Here is a 16,987-nt window from a genome sequence, read left to right as displayed (position 1 = left end):
GCAGTTCACTTCCGCACTAACGCACTAACGCACTAACGCACTCACGCACTTCAGTACGCAGGCGGGTCGCTGGCCGGGAACGACTCCTCGGCGGCCTCGGTCACGCGGGCGCTGCCCTTGTCCTTATCCTTGTGGACCACCGCGCCCGCGGCGACGGACGGCGACACGGCCTCGGGCTTTTCGCGGCCGCCCAGCAGCTGGCGGAGCACGTACTGCAGGATGCCGCCGTGGCGGTAGTACAGCACCTCCTGCGGGGTGTCGATGCGCACCAGGGCGCGGAACTCCCTGGCCTCGCCGTCCTCGCCCGTGGCGCGGACGGTGACCTCTCGCGTCTCCAGGTTGCTGGAGATCACCTCGCCCACGCCGACGATGTCGAAGTGCTCGCGGCCGGTCAGCCCGTGCGACTTCACGCTCTCGCCGTTCAGGAACTGCAGCGGCAGCACGCCCATCCCCACCAGGTTGCTGCGGTGGATGCGCTCGTACGTTTCGGCGATCACCGCCTTGATCCCCTGCAGGTACGGGCCCTTGGCCGCCCAGTCGCGCGACGAGCCACTGCCGTACTCCTTGCCCGCCAGCACCACCAGCGGCGTGCCGTCGCCCTGGTACCGCATGGCCGCGTCGTAGATCGTGGTGATCTCGTCGCCGGGGAAGTACGTGGTGTATCCGCCCTCCGTGCCCGGCGCCAGCTGGTTGCGGATGCGCACGTTGGCGAAGGTGCCCCGGATCATCACCTCGTGGTTGCCGCGGCGGGCGCCGTACGAGTTGAAGTCCTTGGCATCGACCCCGCGCTCCACCAGGTACGTGCCCGCGGGCGAGTCCTTCTTGATGGAGCCGGCCGGCGAGATGTGGTCCGTCGTTACGCTGTCGCCCAGCAGGGCCACGGCGCGCGCCTTCACGATGTCGCCCACCGACTCGGGCGCGTCGTGAGCCATGTTCTCGAAGTAGGGCGGCTGGCGCACGTAGGTGGAGCTGTCGGCCCATTCGAAGCGGTCGCCGGCGGGGACGGGCATGGACTTCCACCGCTCGTCGCCCTCGAACACCCCGGCGTAGCTGCGCTCGTACATGGCGCTGTCGATGGACGACTGCACCGCCGCCTGCACCTCGGTCAGCGTGGGCCAGATGTCCTTGAGGAACACCGAGCGCCCCTCCGGGTCGGTGCCGATGGGCTCGTTGTATGGGTCCCAGTCCATCCGCCCGGCGATGGCATAGGCCACCACCAGCGGGGGCGACATCAGGAAGTTGGCGCGCACCTCGGAGTTGATGCGTCCCTCGAAGTTGCGGTTGCCGGAAAGCACCGAGCAGGCCACCAGCCCGCGCTCCTGGATCTCGCGCGAAATCTCTTCCGGCAGCGGCCCCGAGTTGCCGATGCAGGTGGTGCAGCCGTAGCCCACGGTATGGAAGCCCAGCCGGTCCAGGTACTCCTGCAGCCCCGCCTTCTCGTAGTACGCGGTGACCACCTTGGAGCCCGGCGCCAGCGACGTCTTCACCCACGGCTTGCGCGTCAGCCCGTGCTCGGCGGCCTTCTTGGCCAGCAGCCCGGCCGCGATCATCACCGACGGATTGGAGGTGTTGGTGCAGCTGGTGATGGCGGCGATCACCACCGACCCGTGGTCGATCTCCCCCGCCCCGCCCGACGGCGACGCGTCGGTGGCCGCGTGCGCCTCCTCCACCGCGCCCGAGCCCTCGCCCCACACCGCGGCGTCCGTGCCGGCCTGGCTCTCCTTGCCGATTGCCGTCGCGTCCTTCACCGCGGCGACGGGGGCGCCCTTCTTCTCGGGCATCAGCTCCGGAAGCGCGGCCTTGAACGCCTTCTTGGCCTTGCTGAGCGGAATGCGGTCCTGCGGGCGGCGCGGCCCGGCGATGCTGGGCTCCACGCTGTTCAGGTCCAGCGTCAGCGTGTCGGTGAACACCGGCTCGGGGCTGGCGGCCGTGTGGAAGAGCCCCTGCTCCTTCATGTACGCCTCGACCAGCGCAATGCGCTCCGCCGGGCGGCCGGTGAAGCGCAGGTACTCCAGCGTCACCTGGTCCGGCGGGAAGATGGCGCAGGTGGCCCCGTACTCGGGCGACATGTTGCCGATGGTCGCCCGGTCGGCCAGGGCCAGGCTGGCGATGCCCGGGCCGTAGAACTCTACGAACTTGCCGACCACGCCCTTCTTGCGGAGCATCTCGGTGACGGTGAGCACCAGGTCGGTGGCCGTGGCCCCCTCCGGCAGCTCGCCCTCGAGCTTGAAGCCGACGACCTCCGGGATCAGCATGCTGATGGGCTGGCCGAGCATGGCCGCCTCGGCCTCGATGCCGCCCACGCCCCACGCCAGGATGCCCAGCCCGTTGACCATGGGCGTGTGGCTGTCGGTGCCCACGCAGGTGTCGGGATAGGCCTGCGGAACGTCGCCCTTCATCAGGTTGGGGTTCTCGTCGGTGCTGAACACCACGCGAGACAGGTATTCCAGGTTCACCTGGTGCACGATGCCCGTGTTGGGCGGCACCACCTGGAAGTTCTGGAAGGCCTGCTGCCCCCAGCGCAGGAACGCGTAGCGCTCGGCGTTGCGCTGGTAGTCCAGCTCCACGTTCTGCTCGAACGCCTCGGGGGTGCCGAACGCGTCCACCTGCACCGAGTGGTCGATCACCAGCTCCACCGGCTGCAGCGGGTTGATCTTCGACGGGTCGCCGCCCAGCTGCGCCATGGCGTCGCGCATGGCGGCCAAGTCCACCACGCAGGGAACGCCGGTGAAGTCCTGCAGCACCACCCGCGCGGGCGAGTAGGCGATCTCACGGTCCGGGGGGTCCTTGGGGTTCCACCGCGCCAAAGCGAGGATGTCGTCGCGCGTGACGGTGACTCCATCTTCGGTGCGCAGCAGGTTTTCCAGAAGGATGCGCAGCGAGTACGGCAGGCGGGACACGTCTACGCCCTCGCGGCTCAGCGCGGCCAGGCGAAAGATCTCGTAATCGCGTCCGCCGACCGATAGGGTCGAGCGGGCGCCGAAGCTGTCGGCCATCAACGATCTCCTGTTCGGGAACCAGAACCCAGGGTGCGCCCCGCCGCCCTCACCACCCGGCCACCCGTCCGTGCGACGGGGCGCGTGCCATCGACAGTTTATCTCCCGTGGCGCGCGTCCGAAAGTCGGGACGGCGCTGCGGGAGATTGGCCCGGCGGCGAACCGCGCACGGGCTTGCAAGCGACGCTCCATCAGCCGTGCAGGATCGGGCCGAATCCGTTACGTTGTGGGCCTCCCCGGCGGGTCCGGGCGAGCGAGGAAAAACACGGGAGACGTATCCGCGATGAGCCGCGAAGTGATCCTGATCGGGGACAAGGTCCTCATCAAGCCCGAAGAAGAGAACCAGCAGACGCCGTCGGGGCTGTTTCTGCCGCAGGGAGTGCAGCAGAAGGAGCAGGTGATGCAGGGATACGTGGTGAACACCGGCCCCGGCTACCCGCTGGGGGAGGCGGCGGCGGATGGGGAAACGTGGACCGGCCGCACGCGCACCGAGCTGCGCTACGTGCCGCTGCAGGCGGAGAAGGGAGATTACGCCATCTTCCTGAAGACGCCCGCGGTGGAAGTGGAGATCGACGGCAGCAAGTACCAGATCGTGCCGCACAACGCCATCCTCCTCCTCATCCGCGACCGCATCCCGCTGCCGTGAGGGGGGTGGGGGCGAGGCGGGTGAAGGAAATCCTCGTAGAAGGCGTACTGTGGTGAGGTACCGCCGGCGCGATCTGTGGCGGTTGGATTCAACCGCCCTGACGGGTGCCGGCCCAAACCGCACCTCGCGTAGCCTTTGGCGTAAGGGCCGCCGTCGTCATCGGACCTCGAGTCCGTCACCAACCGCCACATCGAACTCAGCATTGATTTCTACCATATCCGCAACGTAAGCGGGGTCGTTGGCGGCCTCCTGATACGCCGCGTATAGCCGCTCGCGACGCAACTCCTTCAGGCGCTCCACATTCTCGGCGTTCACGGACGTCAGAAGGTGGGCGGGTAGGGGGCGAGGTCCAGCGTCGGGAGATACTTGTAGTCCTTCAGGTTCTTGGTGACGAAGCGGAGCCTCGCCTTGATCGCGGTGGCCGCGATCAGTGCATCCGGAATCAGCAGCCCGTGGCTCAGCCGATATTGCACAAGCAGTTCGACGGCCTCATCCGATGCCGGTTCATCGACGGGGAGCACCGTGAACCGCTTCACGAAAGCCTCCGTGGCGCGCAATTCACGTGTGTCTCGACAGCCCACGATCAATTCCATCCGCGTGATGGCGCTGATCGCTACCTCATACTTTCGCGCCGCATCACGGAGAGCCGTGACTGCATCGGGTACTCCGCGGGATGCGTCGATCAGGACGTCGGTATCGAACAGGACCCGGGGAGGCATCTACGTCCCCCACTGTTCCGCACGAACCTGGCGGACCCAGTCCGTGCTGTCCGACATGTCTTCGCGATCACGCCACATCCCGATGAAGGGCTCGTCCTCGATCGGGGTCTCAGGTTTCGTCTTCCGATCCTTGTAGAAATCCTTGATGGCCAATCGAATGATCAGGGCTTCGACCTGACGCTGTGCGTCGGGTTCCAGCTGCTCGAACTGCTCCCACAACACCTTCCGCTGGATCATCGTCTCCTCCGCTGTGCGGTGCTCCATCATCGTAACACATTGCTGTCCAAAGCGGCAGGGTTCTGTGTCAGGCACCGGCCCCGGCGTGCTCCTCGGCGCGCCCGAGGGCCACGCAGCGGTGCTCCTCGAAGTCGCGAGGCTCGATCTGGATGGTCAGGTGGTGTAGGCCGAAGCGGTCATGCAGCACGCAGTGCAGGTCCGCCAGGATCTCGCCCGAGTGCCGCCGCTCCATCCGCTCGCCGACCACCACGTGCGCGCTGAGCGCATCCAGTCCGCTCGTGATCGTCCACACGTGCAGGTCGTGCACGTCCTCCACCCCGTCCACACCGAGCATCGCCCCGCGCACCGCGCCCAGGTCGATGTGCGCCGGCGTGCCCTCCAGCAGCACCCCCACGCTCTCCTTCAGCAGGTGCCACGACGAGTACAGCACCAGCACCGCGATGGCCACCGAAACGGCGGGGTCTGCCCACGCCCAGCCGAACGCCCAGATCAGCAGGCCGCCCGCGATGGCGCCCACGCTCCCCAGCGCATCCGTCAGCAGGTGCAGCCACGCGCCGCGGATGTTCAGGCTTTCGTCCTTGCCGCCATGCAGGATCAACAGCCCCGCCACGTTCACCGCCAGCCCGCCCACGGCGATGATCATCACCGTGAGCCCCGCCACGGGTTCCGGCGCGTGGAAGCGATGCCACGCCTCGACGAAGATGAAGATGGAAATAGCGATCAGCGTGGCCGCGTTGGCGAGCGCCGCCAGGATCTCCGTGCGGTGATAGCCGAAGGTGCGCCGGGGCGTCGCCGGCTTCTGCGCCATCCAGATGGCGAACAGCGACAGCGCCAGCGCCCCCACGTCCGACAGCATGTGCCCCGCGTCGGCCAGCAGGGCCAGGGAGTTGGCCAGGATGCCGCCGACCACCTCCGCCACCAGGTACACCGCGGCCAGGGCGAGCGTCAGCTTCAGCCGCCGCGTCTTGCGCGCGGCGCCGTGGGAATGCGAGTGGCCATGCCCGTGCCCGTGGTGGTGTCCGGCGCCCATGGGAGTGCGTGAGTGCGTGAGTGCGTGAGTGCGTGAGTGCGTTAGTGCGTGAGTGCGTGAGTGCGTGAGTGCGTTAGTGCGGGAGTGCGGGAGTGCGTCAGTGCGTGAGCGAACCGCCTGGATGGATACCGCGTGAGTCGGCGGAAGTTCGCGGCCGCGGCAGAAACGAAAGAGGCGCGCCGGAGCGCGCCTCGTGGGTCAGCGGGAAACTGCGTCCACGGGAGGAGGGCCGTGGCGGAGTGCGCGCAGGCCGCGGACGACGAAGAAGATGCCCACGGCGATCATCCCCAGGCTGAGCGTCTGCCCCATCGTCAGCGGTCCCAGCACCGTGCCCACGGGGTCGCCCGCGTCCGTGAACTGCGCGTCGGGCTGGCGGAACAGCTCCAGGAACGAGCGGATCAGGCCATACCCCAGCATGAACACCCCGCCGAGCGTTCCCGGGGCCAGGCGGATGCCGCGCTTGTGGATCCACGCGTACAATCCCCACAGTACCAGCCCCAGCACCAGCCCTTCGGCCAGCCCCTCGTACAGCTGCGACGGGTGGCGCAGCGGCACCTGCGCCTGCACCTGGTCCCACAGCCCCGTGCGGTACGCCTGCTCGATCAGCAGCTCGCGCTCGCGCATGGAGCCGGCGCCAGCGGTCCCCAGCAGCCGCGCGGCGACAGGGTCGGTGGGAAAGCGCACGGCCCAGGGCACCGCGTCCGTGGTCACCCGCCCGTACAGCTCGCCGTTGATGAAGTTGGCGATGCGCACGGTCAGGATGGCCGGCGGAACGGCCAGCGCCAGCCCGTCGCCCAGGCGCAGGAAGGGCACCTTGTGCTTGCGCGAAAACCACCATCCGGCGGTCAGGGCGCCGAGCAGGCCGCCGTGGAACGCGAGGCCGCCCTCCCAGATGCGGATGATGCGCGCCGGGTTGGCCACGAAGGTGGGGAAGTCGTAGAAGAGGATGTAGCCCAGCCGCCCGCCCAGGATTACGCCCAGGATGAACATGAACAGCAGGTCGCCCACCGAGTCCTGCTCCATGGGCACGTAGCCGTCGCGCGCCATCTTGCGCATCAGCAGGTAGCCCGCGAAGAAGCCCAGCATGAAAGCGATCCCGTACCACCGGATCGCCAGGCCGCCCGGGAGCTCCAGGGCGACGGGGTCGATGCGGGGGAACGGGATCTCGATCAGCCCCAGCGGGGCCGGCACGACGGTGGAACCGGTGGAGATCAGCGCTTCGCGGCGGCCCGGGAGCGCGCCTCGGCCAGCCGCATCTCGATCACCTGCGCCTGCTGCGAGCCATCCTTGGCGTCCGCCAGCAGCCGCTCGTAGATGGCGACCGCGCCGGCGAAGTCATTGTTCTGCTCGTGCATCAGCGCGGCCTGGGCCAACGCCTCCACCCGCTGGTAGTCGGCATTGGCCTGGTCGGCCGACTGCTGGTAGGCGCGGATGGCGGCCGCGCGGTCACCCGCCTGCGCGTGCGCCGAGCCCAGCATCATCGCCGCCTGCGCGGCCAGCCGCGAGTCGCTCCCCGCCAGCGGGGCGAGCGCGGTGACGGCCGCCTTGGGGTTGCCGCTGTTCAGGCGGATCTCCGCCAGCAGCAGGCGGGCCTCGTCGGCCTCCACGGTACCCGCGTGCGCCTTGATGAACGCCTCCACCTGCCCGGCGCCCGCCGCGGTAGACACCGAGGGGTTGGCGCGCAGGGCCAGGTACTGCTCGGCGGCGCGCGCCGCCTTGCCGGCCGCGTTCACCCGGTACACCAGGTATCCGCCCACCGTCACCAGCGCCACCGCCGCGATCGTGACGATCATGCGGACGTTGCGCTTGGCCCACGCGGCCGCCTCGGCGGCGCGAAGGGCGAACGCGTCGTCGGAGTCGATCGTGCTCTGCGGCCGGCGGGAGCGTGCGGTGGTGGACGATGCCATGCGGGGACCCTCTGACGTGTGCTGGGGAAGGGGCCAGTGGCCCCGGATCGACATTTCGATCATAGCGAAAACAGACGCGCACGCCGGCAGGCGCGCGCGGGGAAACGCGTAAAGGTATCCCGGGGCCTGGGGTTCGTCAACCGATCACCCTCCACGCGTCTACGCGACGGCGCCCGCCTCGGCTTCATTATTGCCAGAGCCCGGGCGGCGCCCCGCCCGGGAAACGCGCGACAGCACTCCAATCCATCAAACGAAGCCATGGCCGACCGCTACGTCTATTTCTTTGGCGCGGGAGAAACGGAAGGCAGCAAGGAGATGAAGGACCTGCTCGGCGGCAAGGGCGCCGGGCTGGCCGAGATGGCGCGCATCGGCGTGCCCGTGCCCCCGGGGTTCACCATCACCACCGAGGTGTGCCGGCTGTACCTTCGCGGGGGGCGCTATCCCGACGGGCTCCGCGAACAGGTGGCCACTTCTCTCGCGCGGCTGGAGCGTGCCACGGGCAAGGTGTTCGGCGGGGACGAGGCGCCGCTCCTGGTCTCGGTGCGCTCCGGGGCGGCGTTCAGCATGCCGGGGATGATGGACACCATCCTGAACCTGGGGCTGAACGACCGCACGGCCGCCGCGCTGGCCGCCGCCAGCGGCGACGAGCGCTTCGCCTTCGACAGCTACCGCCGCTTCGTGCAGATGTACGCCGACGTGGTGCTGGGCGTGCACGCGGAGCAGTTCGAGCGGCTGCTCGAGGACACGAAGCACGCCCGCGGCGTCAGCGAAGACACCGACCTGTCCGCGGATGACCTCCGTGAGCTGGTGGCCCGGTTCAAGGCGCTCGTGCGCGACCACACCCGCGCGGATTTTCCGGAAGAGCCGCAGGACCAGCTCTGGGGCGCCATCCACGCCGTCTTCGGCTCGTGGGACACGCCGCGCGCCAAGGCGTACCGCCGCATCAACGGCATCAGCGACGACCTGGGCACGGCAGTGAACATCTGCTCCATGGTGTTCGGCAACATGGGGGCGGACTCGGGGACGGGCGTGGCCTTCACCCGCGATCCCTCCACCGGCGAGCGGCGGCTGTACGGCGAGTTCCTGGTGAACGCCCAGGGTGAGGACGTGGTGGCCGGCATCCGCGACCCGCTTCACATCGACGGGATGGAGCAGGCCCTCCCCTCGTCGTTCCACGAGCTGGTGGAGGCGGCGCGGCTGCTGGAAGACCACTACCGCGACGCGCAGGACCTGGAGTTCACGGTGGAGCGCGGGCGGCTGTACCTGCTGCAGACGCGCAACGCCAAGCGCACCGGGCGCGCGGCCGTGCGCATGGCGGTGGAGATGGTGGACGAGGGGCGCATCACCCCGGAAGAAGCGGTGCTGCGGGTGGATCCCGGCCAGCTGGACCAGCTCCTCCATCCCATGATCGACCCCGGCGCCTCCGTGCACCTGCTGACGACGGCCCTTCCCGCCTCGCCGGGCGCGGCGTCGGGGCGCGTGGTGTTCAACCCCGACGAGGCGGCAGAGCGCGGCGCGCACGAGCCGGTGATCCTGGTGCGCCGCGAAACCTCTCCCGAGGACTTTCACGGCATGGTGGTGTCGCAGGGCATTCTCACCTGCCGCGGGGGGATGACGTCGCACGCGGCCGTGGTGGCGCGCGGCATGGGCAAGTGCTGCGTGGCCGGCGCCGGCGACGTGCTGATGGACGAGGCGCGGCGCCAGTTCTCCGCCGGCGGGACGACGGTGAAGGAAGGCGACTGGATCACGCTGGACGGCACCACGGGGCGGGTGATCCTGGGCAAGGTGCCCACGGTGGAGCCGGAGCTGACGGGCGACTTCCACCGGCTGATGGAGTGGGCCGACGGGTTCCGCCGCCTGCGCGTGCGTACCAACGCCGACACGCCCAACGACAGCGCCGTGGCCCGCCGCTTCGGCGCCGAGGGGATCGGGCTGTGCCGCACGGAGCACATGTTCTTCGAGGGCGACCGCATCGACGCCGTCCGCGAGATGATCCTGGCCGAGACCGGTGCGCAGCGGGCCATCGCGGTCGCCAAGCTGCTTCCCATGCAGCGCGCGGACTTCGAGGGGATCTTCCGGGCGATGGACGGGCTGCCGGTGACCATCCGCCTGCTGGATCCGCCGCTGCACGAGTTCCTTCCCCACGGCCCGGCCGAGATCAAGGACCTGGCCCGCAAGCTGGGGATGGACCCCGTGCGCATGCGCGAGCAGGTGGAGCGGCACCACGAGGCCAACCCCATGCTGGGCCACCGCGGCTGCCGGCTGGGGATCACCTACCCCGACATCACCTGGATGCAGGCGCAGGCCATCTTCGAGGCCGCCGTCAACGTGCAGGCGCAGGGGGTGACGGTGTGCCCCGAGATCATGATTCCCCTCGTGGGCACGGCCGAGGAGCTGAAGCGGCAGCGGAAGATCGTCGACGAGGTGGCGGAGGAGGTGTTCTTCCAGTGCGAGACCCGGGTGGACTACCTGGTGGGAACGATGATCGAGCTGCCCCGCGCCGCCCTCACCGCCGACCGGATCGCGGAGCACGCGCAGTTCTTCTCCTTCGGCACCAACGACCTCACGCAGACCACGTTCGGCCTGTCGCGCGACGACGCGGGCCGGTTCCTGCCCGAGTACGTGGCGGCGGGCGTGCTCCCGGACGACCCCTTCCAGACGCTGGACGTGGAGGGGGTGGGCAAGCTGGTGGACATGGCGACGCGGCTGGGACGCGGCGTGAAGGCCGACCTGAAGGTGGGCGTCTGCGGCGAGCACGGCGGCGACCCGCGCTCGGTGGAGTTCTTTCACGCCGTGGGGCTGAACTACGTGTCCTGCTCGCCCTACCGCGTTCCCGTCGCGCGCCTGGCGGCCGCCCACGCGGTCCTGAAGGACCGCACGACGGACCCCGAGGCAGCGCCCGCACCGGTGGCGGATGCGGAGGTGCAGGAGATCGAGGCGATGGCCGCGGACTGAGGGGCTCGTCCCATACTCCGCTGGGGCGACTGAAGTCGCGGCAACGACGGCCCGAAGTCCGCCTTCGCGGACTGCATGCGAACGCGAGTGCGCTGAGCCAGCCGGAGCGCACCAGGCTGGCTCCCTTCCCCCGCGCGGTTTGCGGGGGAAGGGATGGGGGGCGGCCGGGGACTGCACGGTCGCCCTCCAATCGCCCCGAAAGCCGGTTACAGACCCAGCCCACACACCGGCACTGCCGGTGAGAGGTGTCGTACGCTTGACGATATCCGTTGCAACGTATATAATGTTCTTGAGCATCGTCATGCACTAAACAACAGGAGCCGAACATGGCCATCAACGGAACCAGCATCATCCCGCACCGCGTGAGCGCCGGCCTCGCCTTCCTCCGCGTGATCGTGGGCATCATCTTCGTGGCGCATGGCGCGCAGAAGCTGTTCACCTACGGCCTGGCGGGCGTCTCGGGCTCGTTCGCCGGCATGGGCATCCCGCTGCCGGGCATCACCGGGCCCGCCGTGGCGTTCCTGGAGTTCTTCGGCGGCATCGCGCTGATCCTGGGCCTGCTGACCCGGCTGGCGGCGTTGGGCCTGGCCATCAACATGTTCGGAGCCATTTTCATGGTGCACTACGCGGCCGGCTTCTTCCTGCCGCAGGGCTACGAGTTTGCGCTGGCGCTGCTCGGCGGCTCGGTCGCCCTGGCGATGGCGGGTGCCGGTGAGTACTCGGTGGATGCGGCCATCGCGCGCCGCCGCGACGACGCCGCCGGCCGCTTCTGAGCACTCCTCCTCTTTCCGCGAGGATACGCACGATGACGATCACCGATCGCGCCGCGGCCAGCGGCGAGCAGGGCGTGGCGCCCGCCGGATTCCGTCTTCCGGCCGCCACGCGGCTGGGGCGGGTGCGCCTGCAGGTGGCCGACCTGGCGCGGTCGCTGGCCTGGTACGGCGACGTGCTGGGGTTGCGGGTGCTGGAGCGCGCGGACGGGCACGCCACGCTGGCGGCCCACGGCGACGACCGCCCGCTGCTCGAGCTGCACGAGCGTCCCGGCGCGGCGCCCGCTCCGCACCGCGGACGGCTGGGGCTGTACCACTTCGCCATCCTGCTGCCGGACCGCGCGGCGCTGGGCCGCTTCGTCGCCCACCTGGCGGAGGTCGGCGAGCGGGCCGGGGCCTCGGACCACCGGGTGAGCGAGGCGCTGTACCTGAACGATCCGGACGGGCTGGGCATCGAGGTGTACGCCGACCGGGCGCGCGGGAGCTGGGCGTGGCAGAACGGGCAGCTGGCGATGGATACGCGTCCGCTGGACCTGGAGAGCCTCGTTCGCGCCGCGGAGGGCCAGCCGTGGACGGGAATGCCGGCCGACACCGTGATCGGCCACGTGCACCTGCACGTCGGCACGATCGACGAGGCGGCGTCGTTCTACCACGGCGCGCTCGGGTTCGACAAGGTGGTGTGGAGCTATCCCGGCGCGCTCTTCCTGTCCGCGGGCGGCTATCACCATCACCTGGGCCTGAACACCTGGGCCGGCGCCGGCGCACGCCCGGCGGGCGAGAACGACGCGCGGCTGCTCTCGTGGCAGATCATCGTCCCCACGTCAGCCGACGCGGACGAGGCGGCGGCGAGCTTCCGGTCTGCCGGGTACACGGCGGACCGCAGGGATGGCGGATGGCGCTCGGCCGACCCGTGGGGCACCGAGTTGCACCTCACCGCGGACGACTGATCTCATCCAATGAACGCACGCGACGCCCGGAGCCAGTCGCTCCGGGCGCCGCTTTTTATCACCATGCTTGCCAGCCGCACCGCCGCACCGTCATCTTTCGGCCGCTCCCCTGCTCTCTTCAACCGCGCGCGGCCGATCGATGGACTTCCTTACGGGCTACTGGTTCTTCGGCTCTCTGCCGATCCTGGCGCTGCAGATCTTTCTGGCCGTGCACGCCGTCCGCACCGGGCGGTTCTACTGGCTCTTCATCATCTTCTTCTTTCCGCTCGTCGGCAGCCTGGTGTACTTGTTCGCCGAGTACCTGCCCAGCGCGCGGGCCGGCCGCTCGGGGCTGTCGACGGTCACGAAGACGGTGAAGAAGGTGCTGGATCCCGGCGCGGAGATCCGCCGGCTGGAAGACCAGCTTTCACTCACGGACACGCACGACAACCGTGTGGCGCTGGGGCGCGCGTACCGGCAGGCGGGGCGCCTGGACGACGCGATCCGGATGTACGAAAGCAGCCTGGAGGGGATGTACTCCGACGCCCCGCGGGCCCTTTCGGAGCTGTCCGTGGCGTACTACCTGGCGGGGCGGCTGGGCGACGCGCGCGCCACGTTCGACCGCCTGCGCCGCGCACGCCAGCCCACGGCCGAGGAGCTGACCATCAGCGGGCGCATCGCCGAAGATTCCGGCGACCTGGAGCTGGCGCTGCGCGAATACACGGCCGCCGCCCCCGGTGCCGGCGCCGAGGCCCGCTGCCGGCAGGGGCTCGTCCTCAAGCGGCTGGGCCGCGACGCCGAGGCCATGCGCGCGTTCGAGGAGATCCTGCGCCACGCGCGCGTGTCGCCGGGCCACTACCGCAAGGCCGAGAAGGAATGGATCGACATCGCGCAGCGCGAAACCAAGGGCGCCGGGGCCGCGCGCTGACCGGCTCCACCCGCTGATCTACTCGAGAAGCAAAAGCGCGCGCCGCCCGGGATGGGCCGGCGCGCGCTTCTGCGATTCGAAGCCCGGGATCGTCCCGGGCGGTTAGACCCCCGCGGCCAGCGGCTCCAGGGCGGCGTCGAGCCCCGCGCCCGCGGTGCCGGCCAGGAAGCGCTCGGCGATCTCCACCTGGTCGGCGCTGCCGATGTACAGCGGGGTGCGCTCGTGCAGCGACTCCGGCTCGATCTCCATGATGCGGCTGGTGCCGGTGGACGCGCGTCCGCCCGCGTGCTCGGCGATCATGGCCAGGGGCGCGGCCTCGTACAGCAGGCGCAGCTTGCCGCGCGGGTTCTTGTCGTCGGCCGGGTACATGAACATCCCGCCGTACAGCAGGTTGCGGTGGAAGTCGGCCACGAGCGAGCCGATGTACCGCGCGCTGAACGGCTTGGGATTGGTGCCGTCGAGCCCCTTAAGGTAGTCGACCAGCGCGCGCTGCTGGGGCGACCACTTCATGAAGTTGCCCTCGTTGACGCTGAAGATGCGCTGCCCCGGGATGGGAATGCGGATGTCGGGATGCGAAAGCAGGAACTCGCCGATGGACGGCTCCAGCGTGAAGCCGTGCACCCCGTTGCCGGTGGTGTACACCAGCATCGTCGACGAGCCGTACACCACGTACCCGGCCGCCACCTGGCTGTAGCCCGGCTGCAGGCAGTCCTGGGCGCAGCCGCGGGGGTGCTCGCTCACCTTGCGGTGCACCGAGAAGATGGTGCCCACGCTGACGTTTGCCTCGATGTTCGACGAGCCGTCGAGCGGGTCGAACAGCACGCAGTACTTGCCCGTGGGAAAGCGGTCGGGGATGGGGATGAAGTCCGCCACCTCTTCCGACGCCATGCCGCACAGGTGCCCCGTGTGGTCCAGCGCCTTGAAGATCACCTCGTGGGCGTACTCGTCGAGCTTCTTCACCTCTTCGCCCTGCACGTTCACCTCGCCCGTGTAGCCCAGCACGTCGGCCAGGCCGGCGCGGCGCACCTCGCGGGCGATCATCTTGGCCGCGAAGGCGATGTCGTACAGGATGTTGGAAAACGCGCCCGTCGCTTCCGGGAACTGGCGCTCGGCCTCGATGATGTGACGCTCGATGGTCACCAGGGACTTGCTGGTCACGCCTTCCTCGCGGGTGCGGATTTCCGTTCCAATGCGGCAAACTCCCTCTGCCGCGCGTACGCTTCTACTTCGTACGGGTTCTTCCGATACCCGTGGCGCAGCCATTGGCCGCAGTACTTCAGCGCGAACAGCGGGTCGCTCTTCCACTGCTGCACGTGCACAAGCTCGTGCACGATCAGGTCGGGGGTGATGGGCTGCTCCGCGTTGAACAGGATGGTGCGCCCCAGCGTCACCGCCCCCGCGGGCGCCCTGCCGCCGCCCATGAACACCCCGCCGATGGCCGGGATCAGCCGGTTGCGGCGGATCACCACGCCGGGCGGCACCGGGTGGGGCAGCTCCGCGTCGGGCACCCGCGGCCCCAGCACGCGGTCGGCGATGCGCGCGGCCAGGCTCACGGCACCCTCGTCCACGACGTTCCGCCCTCTTCCACCACGATGCGCACCGTGCCGTCCTCGTCCGTGCGCGCGGCGTCGATCCCTCGCGCCCGCAGGCGCGACAGGACTTCGCGGTGCGGATGGCCGTACCGGTTGCGCGCCCCCGCCGAAACCACCACCAGCTCCGGCTTCACCGCGTCCAGGAACGCCGCGGAGGAGGAGGTGCGGCTGCCGTGGTGCCCGGCCTTGAGCACGTCGCCGCGCAGGGCGCCGGCGCCGTATCGCTGGATCATGCGTTCCTCCACCCAGGCCGGCGCGTCGCCGGTGAGCAGCGCGGTGAACCCGCCATAGCGAACGCGGACCACGGCGGAAATGTCGTTTGCGTCGGCTGGGGCGTCAAGAGCGTCCACGGCGGGCCAGAGGAAGACGATCTCCACTCCGTCCACCCGCAAGGCCCGGTCCTGGCTTGCCGCAGCCCACGGCACATCGCGCTCCTCTGCCGTCTGCAGCGTTTCCAGGTAGATGGGGGAGCCGACGGGAACGCCGGGCTCGATCAGCCGACCCACCGGCATCCCCCGCATCACCGCCGCCGCCCCGCCGATGTGGTCCGCGTGCGGATGCGTGAGCACCATCGCCTCCAGGCGCCGGGCCCCGCTCGCCCGCAGAAACGGAAGTACCCGCCGCTCCCCCGCGTCCCACCCGTCGTCCCGCTCCCCCGCGTCGATCAGCAGCCACCGCCCCGCGGGCGTCCGCAATGCGACGGCATCGCCCTGCCCCACGTCGATGAACGCCAGCTCCACCCCGCCGTCCACCGCCCTCCCCGCGAAGGGAAGCAGCAGGAACGCCGCGGCGGACGACATCACGGCGACCGCCCACCTCACCCGGTCGCGCATCCGCGCCGTCGCGTCCAGCGCGAGCAGGAAGGCGAGGCCCGCCAATCCCCACAGCCACCATTGCGGCCGGGCGACCGCGGCGTGTCCTCCGGGAACCAGCAGCGCCACGTCCACGACGCGGTTCAGCAGGTCCAGCGCCAGCCCCGCCCCGTCCGCGACCAGCCGCGCGACGGGCGGGGCGACGGGCTCCAGCACCGCCGCCGCCCCGATCCCCACCAGCGCCAGGCTGCTAAGGGGAATCGCGGGCAGGTTCGCGATGATCGATATCGCGGCGACCTGCCCGAAATGATGAGCAACTACGGGCGCCGTCGTAACGAACGCGGCCACGCTGACGACGAGCGACTCCGCCGTCCACCGCGCGGCCGGATTGCGCCGATACCGCTCCGGGATGCGCCGCAGCATCGGGCCGCGCAGGAGGATGATCCCTAAGACTCCTGCAAATGACAGTTGGAAGCCCGGATCCAGCGCGGCCATCGGCTGCACAGCCAGAATCAGCAGCGCGGCGGCGGAGACGATGGGGAGCGATGCGGACGGGCGCTGCAGCACCGTGGCGAGCAGGGCGAGCGCCATCATGATCCCCGAGCGGACGGCGGACGCAGGCGCGCCGATCAGGGCCAGGTACGCGGCGATCAGCGCGATGGTCAGCCAGGCGACGCGCGAGCGCGACAGCCGCAGCATCCGCCCGATGAGCACGAACACGGCGCCGAGCAGGGCCACGTGGGTGCCGCTGATGGCCAGCAGGTGCACCAGCCCGGTCTGCGCGAACCGGTCCGCCAGCGTGCGGTCCAGCGTTTCGCGCCGCCCCAGCAGCAGTGCGTCGGCCAGCGGGCCGTGCCGCCCCATCAGCCGGTGCAGCTGCGCCTCCGCACGCCCGCGCGCCCAGAGCAGCGGGTGCGCGGCGGCGCGCGGCGGGGCGAGCACGCCGATCGAATCGGCCATCACGAACCCGGCCCAGGCGGGCTCGCGCGGCCAGGCGCTGCCCAGCACGGGCTTGGGCATCGGCCGCCATCGGCCGCGGAGGACCACTTCCGAGCCGGCCAGGGCGGGACTGGATCCGCGCGGCAGGCGGACGCGCATCCCTCCCGTGCATCCCGCGATCGGTCCTCCCGCGGACGAAACGGCGCCCGCGTGCACCGGCAGCAGAGGGCGGCGCGCGGCGGAGTCCGGCGGCGGCATCCAGTTGGCCGCGAGCACCCCGCGGACGACGAGTTGGTCCCCATCCACCAGCCACACCCGGCAGTCGCGCTCGGCATTCACCCGCGCACCGGCGCCATGCCCCACCCCGGCGGCCATGATCGCGCCGAGGATGAGCAGTCCCGTGGCTCGCGCGGACATTGCCGAGCCGACCAGCCGGCGGTGAAGCCAGGGGGCAAGAAGAAGCGGCACCGCAGCGAGTGCGGTACCGCCTGTGACTCCATCGACGCGCAACCCGATCAGCAGCCCGGCCA

The 16,987-nt window shown here is 70.1% G+C and carries 15 protein-coding genes; 5 read left to right on the top strand and 10 right to left on the bottom strand.

The window, feature by feature from the left end:
* Window positions 1-50: 50 nt before the first annotated feature.
* Entirely contained in the window at window positions 51-2,996 is a 2,946-nt protein-coding gene (gene acnA / locus VGB24_RS04285) for an aconitate hydratase AcnA (RefSeq protein ID WP_331071723.1), read from the bottom strand.
* A 283-nt stretch (window positions 2,997-3,279) separates the two neighbouring features.
* On the opposite strand from acnA, the gene VGB24_RS04280 reads away from it, so the two are divergent.
* Entirely contained in the window at window positions 3,280-3,642 is a 363-nt protein-coding gene (locus tag VGB24_RS04280) for a co-chaperone GroES family protein (RefSeq protein ID WP_331024838.1), read from the top strand.
* Window positions 3,643-3,798: 156 nt separating this feature from the next.
* Here the strand turns inward: VGB24_RS04280 and VGB24_RS04275 are convergent, their stop codons facing one another.
* From VGB24_RS04275 to VGB24_RS04250, 6 genes are all read right to left on the bottom strand, one after another.
* Window positions 3,799-3,957, bottom strand: a complete 159-nt coding sequence (locus VGB24_RS04275) for a hypothetical protein (RefSeq protein ID WP_331071722.1) — start codon at window positions 3,955-3,957, stop codon at window positions 3,799-3,801.
* A 5-nt stretch (window positions 3,958-3,962) separates the two neighbouring features.
* Window positions 3,963-4,361 carry a type II toxin-antitoxin system VapC family toxin gene (locus VGB24_RS04270; RefSeq protein ID WP_331071721.1) on the bottom strand — a complete coding sequence of 133 codons (399 nt, stop codon included), beginning with the start codon at window positions 4,359-4,361 and terminating at the stop codon, window positions 3,963-3,965.
* Entirely contained in the window at window positions 4,362-4,598 is a 237-nt protein-coding gene (locus tag VGB24_RS04265) for a hypothetical protein (protein ID WP_331071720.1), read from the bottom strand. It lies immediately after the preceding gene.
* 67 nt (window positions 4,599-4,665) lie between these two features.
* Window positions 4,666-5,628 carry a cation diffusion facilitator family transporter gene (locus VGB24_RS04260; protein ID WP_331071719.1) on the bottom strand — a complete coding sequence of 321 codons (963 nt, stop codon included), beginning with the start codon at window positions 5,626-5,628 and terminating at the stop codon, window positions 4,666-4,668.
* A 198-nt stretch (window positions 5,629-5,826) separates the two neighbouring features.
* The gene (gene lgt, locus VGB24_RS04255; protein ID WP_331071718.1) at window positions 5,827-6,819 is read right to left on the bottom strand and encodes a prolipoprotein diacylglyceryl transferase; all 993 of its coding nucleotides are present in this window, start codon (window positions 6,817-6,819) and stop codon (window positions 5,827-5,829) included.
* 20 nt (window positions 6,820-6,839) lie between these two features.
* Window positions 6,840-7,535, bottom strand: coding sequence for a tetratricopeptide repeat protein (locus tag VGB24_RS04250; RefSeq protein WP_331071717.1), 696 nt, complete (start codon window positions 7,533-7,535; stop codon window positions 6,840-6,842).
* 258 nt (window positions 7,536-7,793) lie between these two features.
* Here VGB24_RS04250 and ppdK point away from each other — a divergent pair, with 258 nt between their 5' ends.
* The 4 genes from ppdK to VGB24_RS04230 all read left to right on the top strand — a co-directional run bounded on the left by ppdK (window position 7,794) and on the right by VGB24_RS04230 (window position 13,114).
* Window positions 7,794-10,490 carry a pyruvate, phosphate dikinase gene (ppdK, locus tag VGB24_RS04245; protein WP_331071716.1) on the top strand — a complete coding sequence of 899 codons (2,697 nt, stop codon included), beginning with the start codon at window positions 7,794-7,796 and terminating at the stop codon, window positions 10,488-10,490.
* Window positions 10,491-10,816: 326 nt separating this feature from the next.
* Window positions 10,817-11,263, top strand: a complete 447-nt coding sequence (locus VGB24_RS04240) for a DoxX family protein (protein WP_331071715.1) — start codon at window positions 10,817-10,819, stop codon at window positions 11,261-11,263.
* A 32-nt stretch (window positions 11,264-11,295) separates the two neighbouring features.
* Window positions 11,296-12,207: a VOC family protein gene (locus tag VGB24_RS04235; protein ID WP_331071714.1), complete on the top strand. Its 912-nt coding sequence runs from the start codon at window positions 11,296-11,298 to the stop codon at window positions 12,205-12,207.
* A 139-nt stretch (window positions 12,208-12,346) separates the two neighbouring features.
* Complete coding sequence (locus VGB24_RS04230) at window positions 12,347-13,114, top strand: tetratricopeptide repeat protein (RefSeq protein WP_331071713.1); 768 nt, start codon at window positions 12,347-12,349, stop codon at window positions 13,112-13,114.
* Between the two features lie 102 nt (window positions 13,115-13,216).
* Here VGB24_RS04230 and fbp read toward each other — a convergent pair whose 3' ends face one another.
* The 3 genes from fbp to VGB24_RS04215 are packed head-to-tail and all read right to left on the bottom strand — an operon-like array spanning window position 13,217 to window position 16,925.
* Window positions 13,217-14,272 carry a class 1 fructose-bisphosphatase gene (gene fbp, locus VGB24_RS04225; RefSeq protein WP_331071712.1) on the bottom strand — a complete coding sequence of 352 codons (1,056 nt, stop codon included), beginning with the start codon at window positions 14,270-14,272 and terminating at the stop codon, window positions 13,217-13,219.
* Entirely contained in the window at window positions 14,269-14,667 is a 399-nt protein-coding gene (locus VGB24_RS04220) for an eCIS core domain-containing protein (protein ID WP_331071711.1), read from the bottom strand. Before VGB24_RS04220 ends, fbp begins: the two co-directional genes overlap by 4 nt.
* Window positions 14,664-16,925 (bottom strand): DNA internalization-related competence protein ComEC/Rec2, encoded by a 2,262-nt coding sequence (locus VGB24_RS04215; protein ID WP_331071710.1) that lies wholly within the window; start codon window positions 16,923-16,925, stop codon window positions 14,664-14,666. The genes VGB24_RS04220 and VGB24_RS04215 overlap by 4 nt, the downstream gene beginning before the upstream one ends.
* Window positions 16,926-16,987: the final 62 nt, after the last annotated feature.

It is taken from the genome of Longimicrobium sp. (assembly GCF_036399935.1).
Classification (GTDB): domain Bacteria; phylum Gemmatimonadota; class Gemmatimonadetes; order Longimicrobiales; family Longimicrobiaceae; genus Longimicrobium.
Note: the sequence above shows the minus strand (reverse complement) of the source record. Positions and strands in the feature narration are given on the sequence as shown.

Excerpts from the sequence above, each read along its gene's own strand:
- acnA (WP_331071723.1), bottom strand. The coding sequence starts at position 2,996 with ATGGCCGACAGCTTCGGCGCCCGCTCGACCCTATCGGTCGGCGGACGC.
- VGB24_RS04280 (WP_331024838.1), top strand. The coding sequence starts at position 3,280 with ATGAGCCGCGAAGTGATCCTGATCGGGGACAAGGTCCTCATCAAGCCC.
- VGB24_RS04270 (WP_331071721.1), bottom strand. The coding sequence starts at position 4,361 with ATGCCTCCCCGGGTCCTGTTCGATACCGACGTCCTGATCGACGCATCC.
- VGB24_RS04265 (WP_331071720.1), bottom strand. The coding sequence starts at position 4,598 with ATGATCCAGCGGAAGGTGTTGTGGGAGCAGTTCGAGCAGCTGGAACCC.
- VGB24_RS04260 (WP_331071719.1), bottom strand. The coding sequence starts at position 5,628 with ATGGGCGCCGGACACCACCACGGGCACGGGCATGGCCACTCGCATTCC.
- VGB24_RS04250 (WP_331071717.1), bottom strand. The coding sequence starts at position 7,535 with ATGGCATCGTCCACCACCGCACGCTCCCGCCGGCCGCAGAGCACGATC.
- ppdK (WP_331071716.1), top strand. The coding sequence starts at position 7,794 with ATGGCCGACCGCTACGTCTATTTCTTTGGCGCGGGAGAAACGGAAGGC.
- VGB24_RS04240 (WP_331071715.1), top strand. The coding sequence starts at position 10,817 with ATGGCCATCAACGGAACCAGCATCATCCCGCACCGCGTGAGCGCCGGC.
- VGB24_RS04235 (WP_331071714.1), top strand. The coding sequence starts at position 11,296 with ATGACGATCACCGATCGCGCCGCGGCCAGCGGCGAGCAGGGCGTGGCG.
- VGB24_RS04230 (WP_331071713.1), top strand. The coding sequence starts at position 12,347 with ATGGACTTCCTTACGGGCTACTGGTTCTTCGGCTCTCTGCCGATCCTG.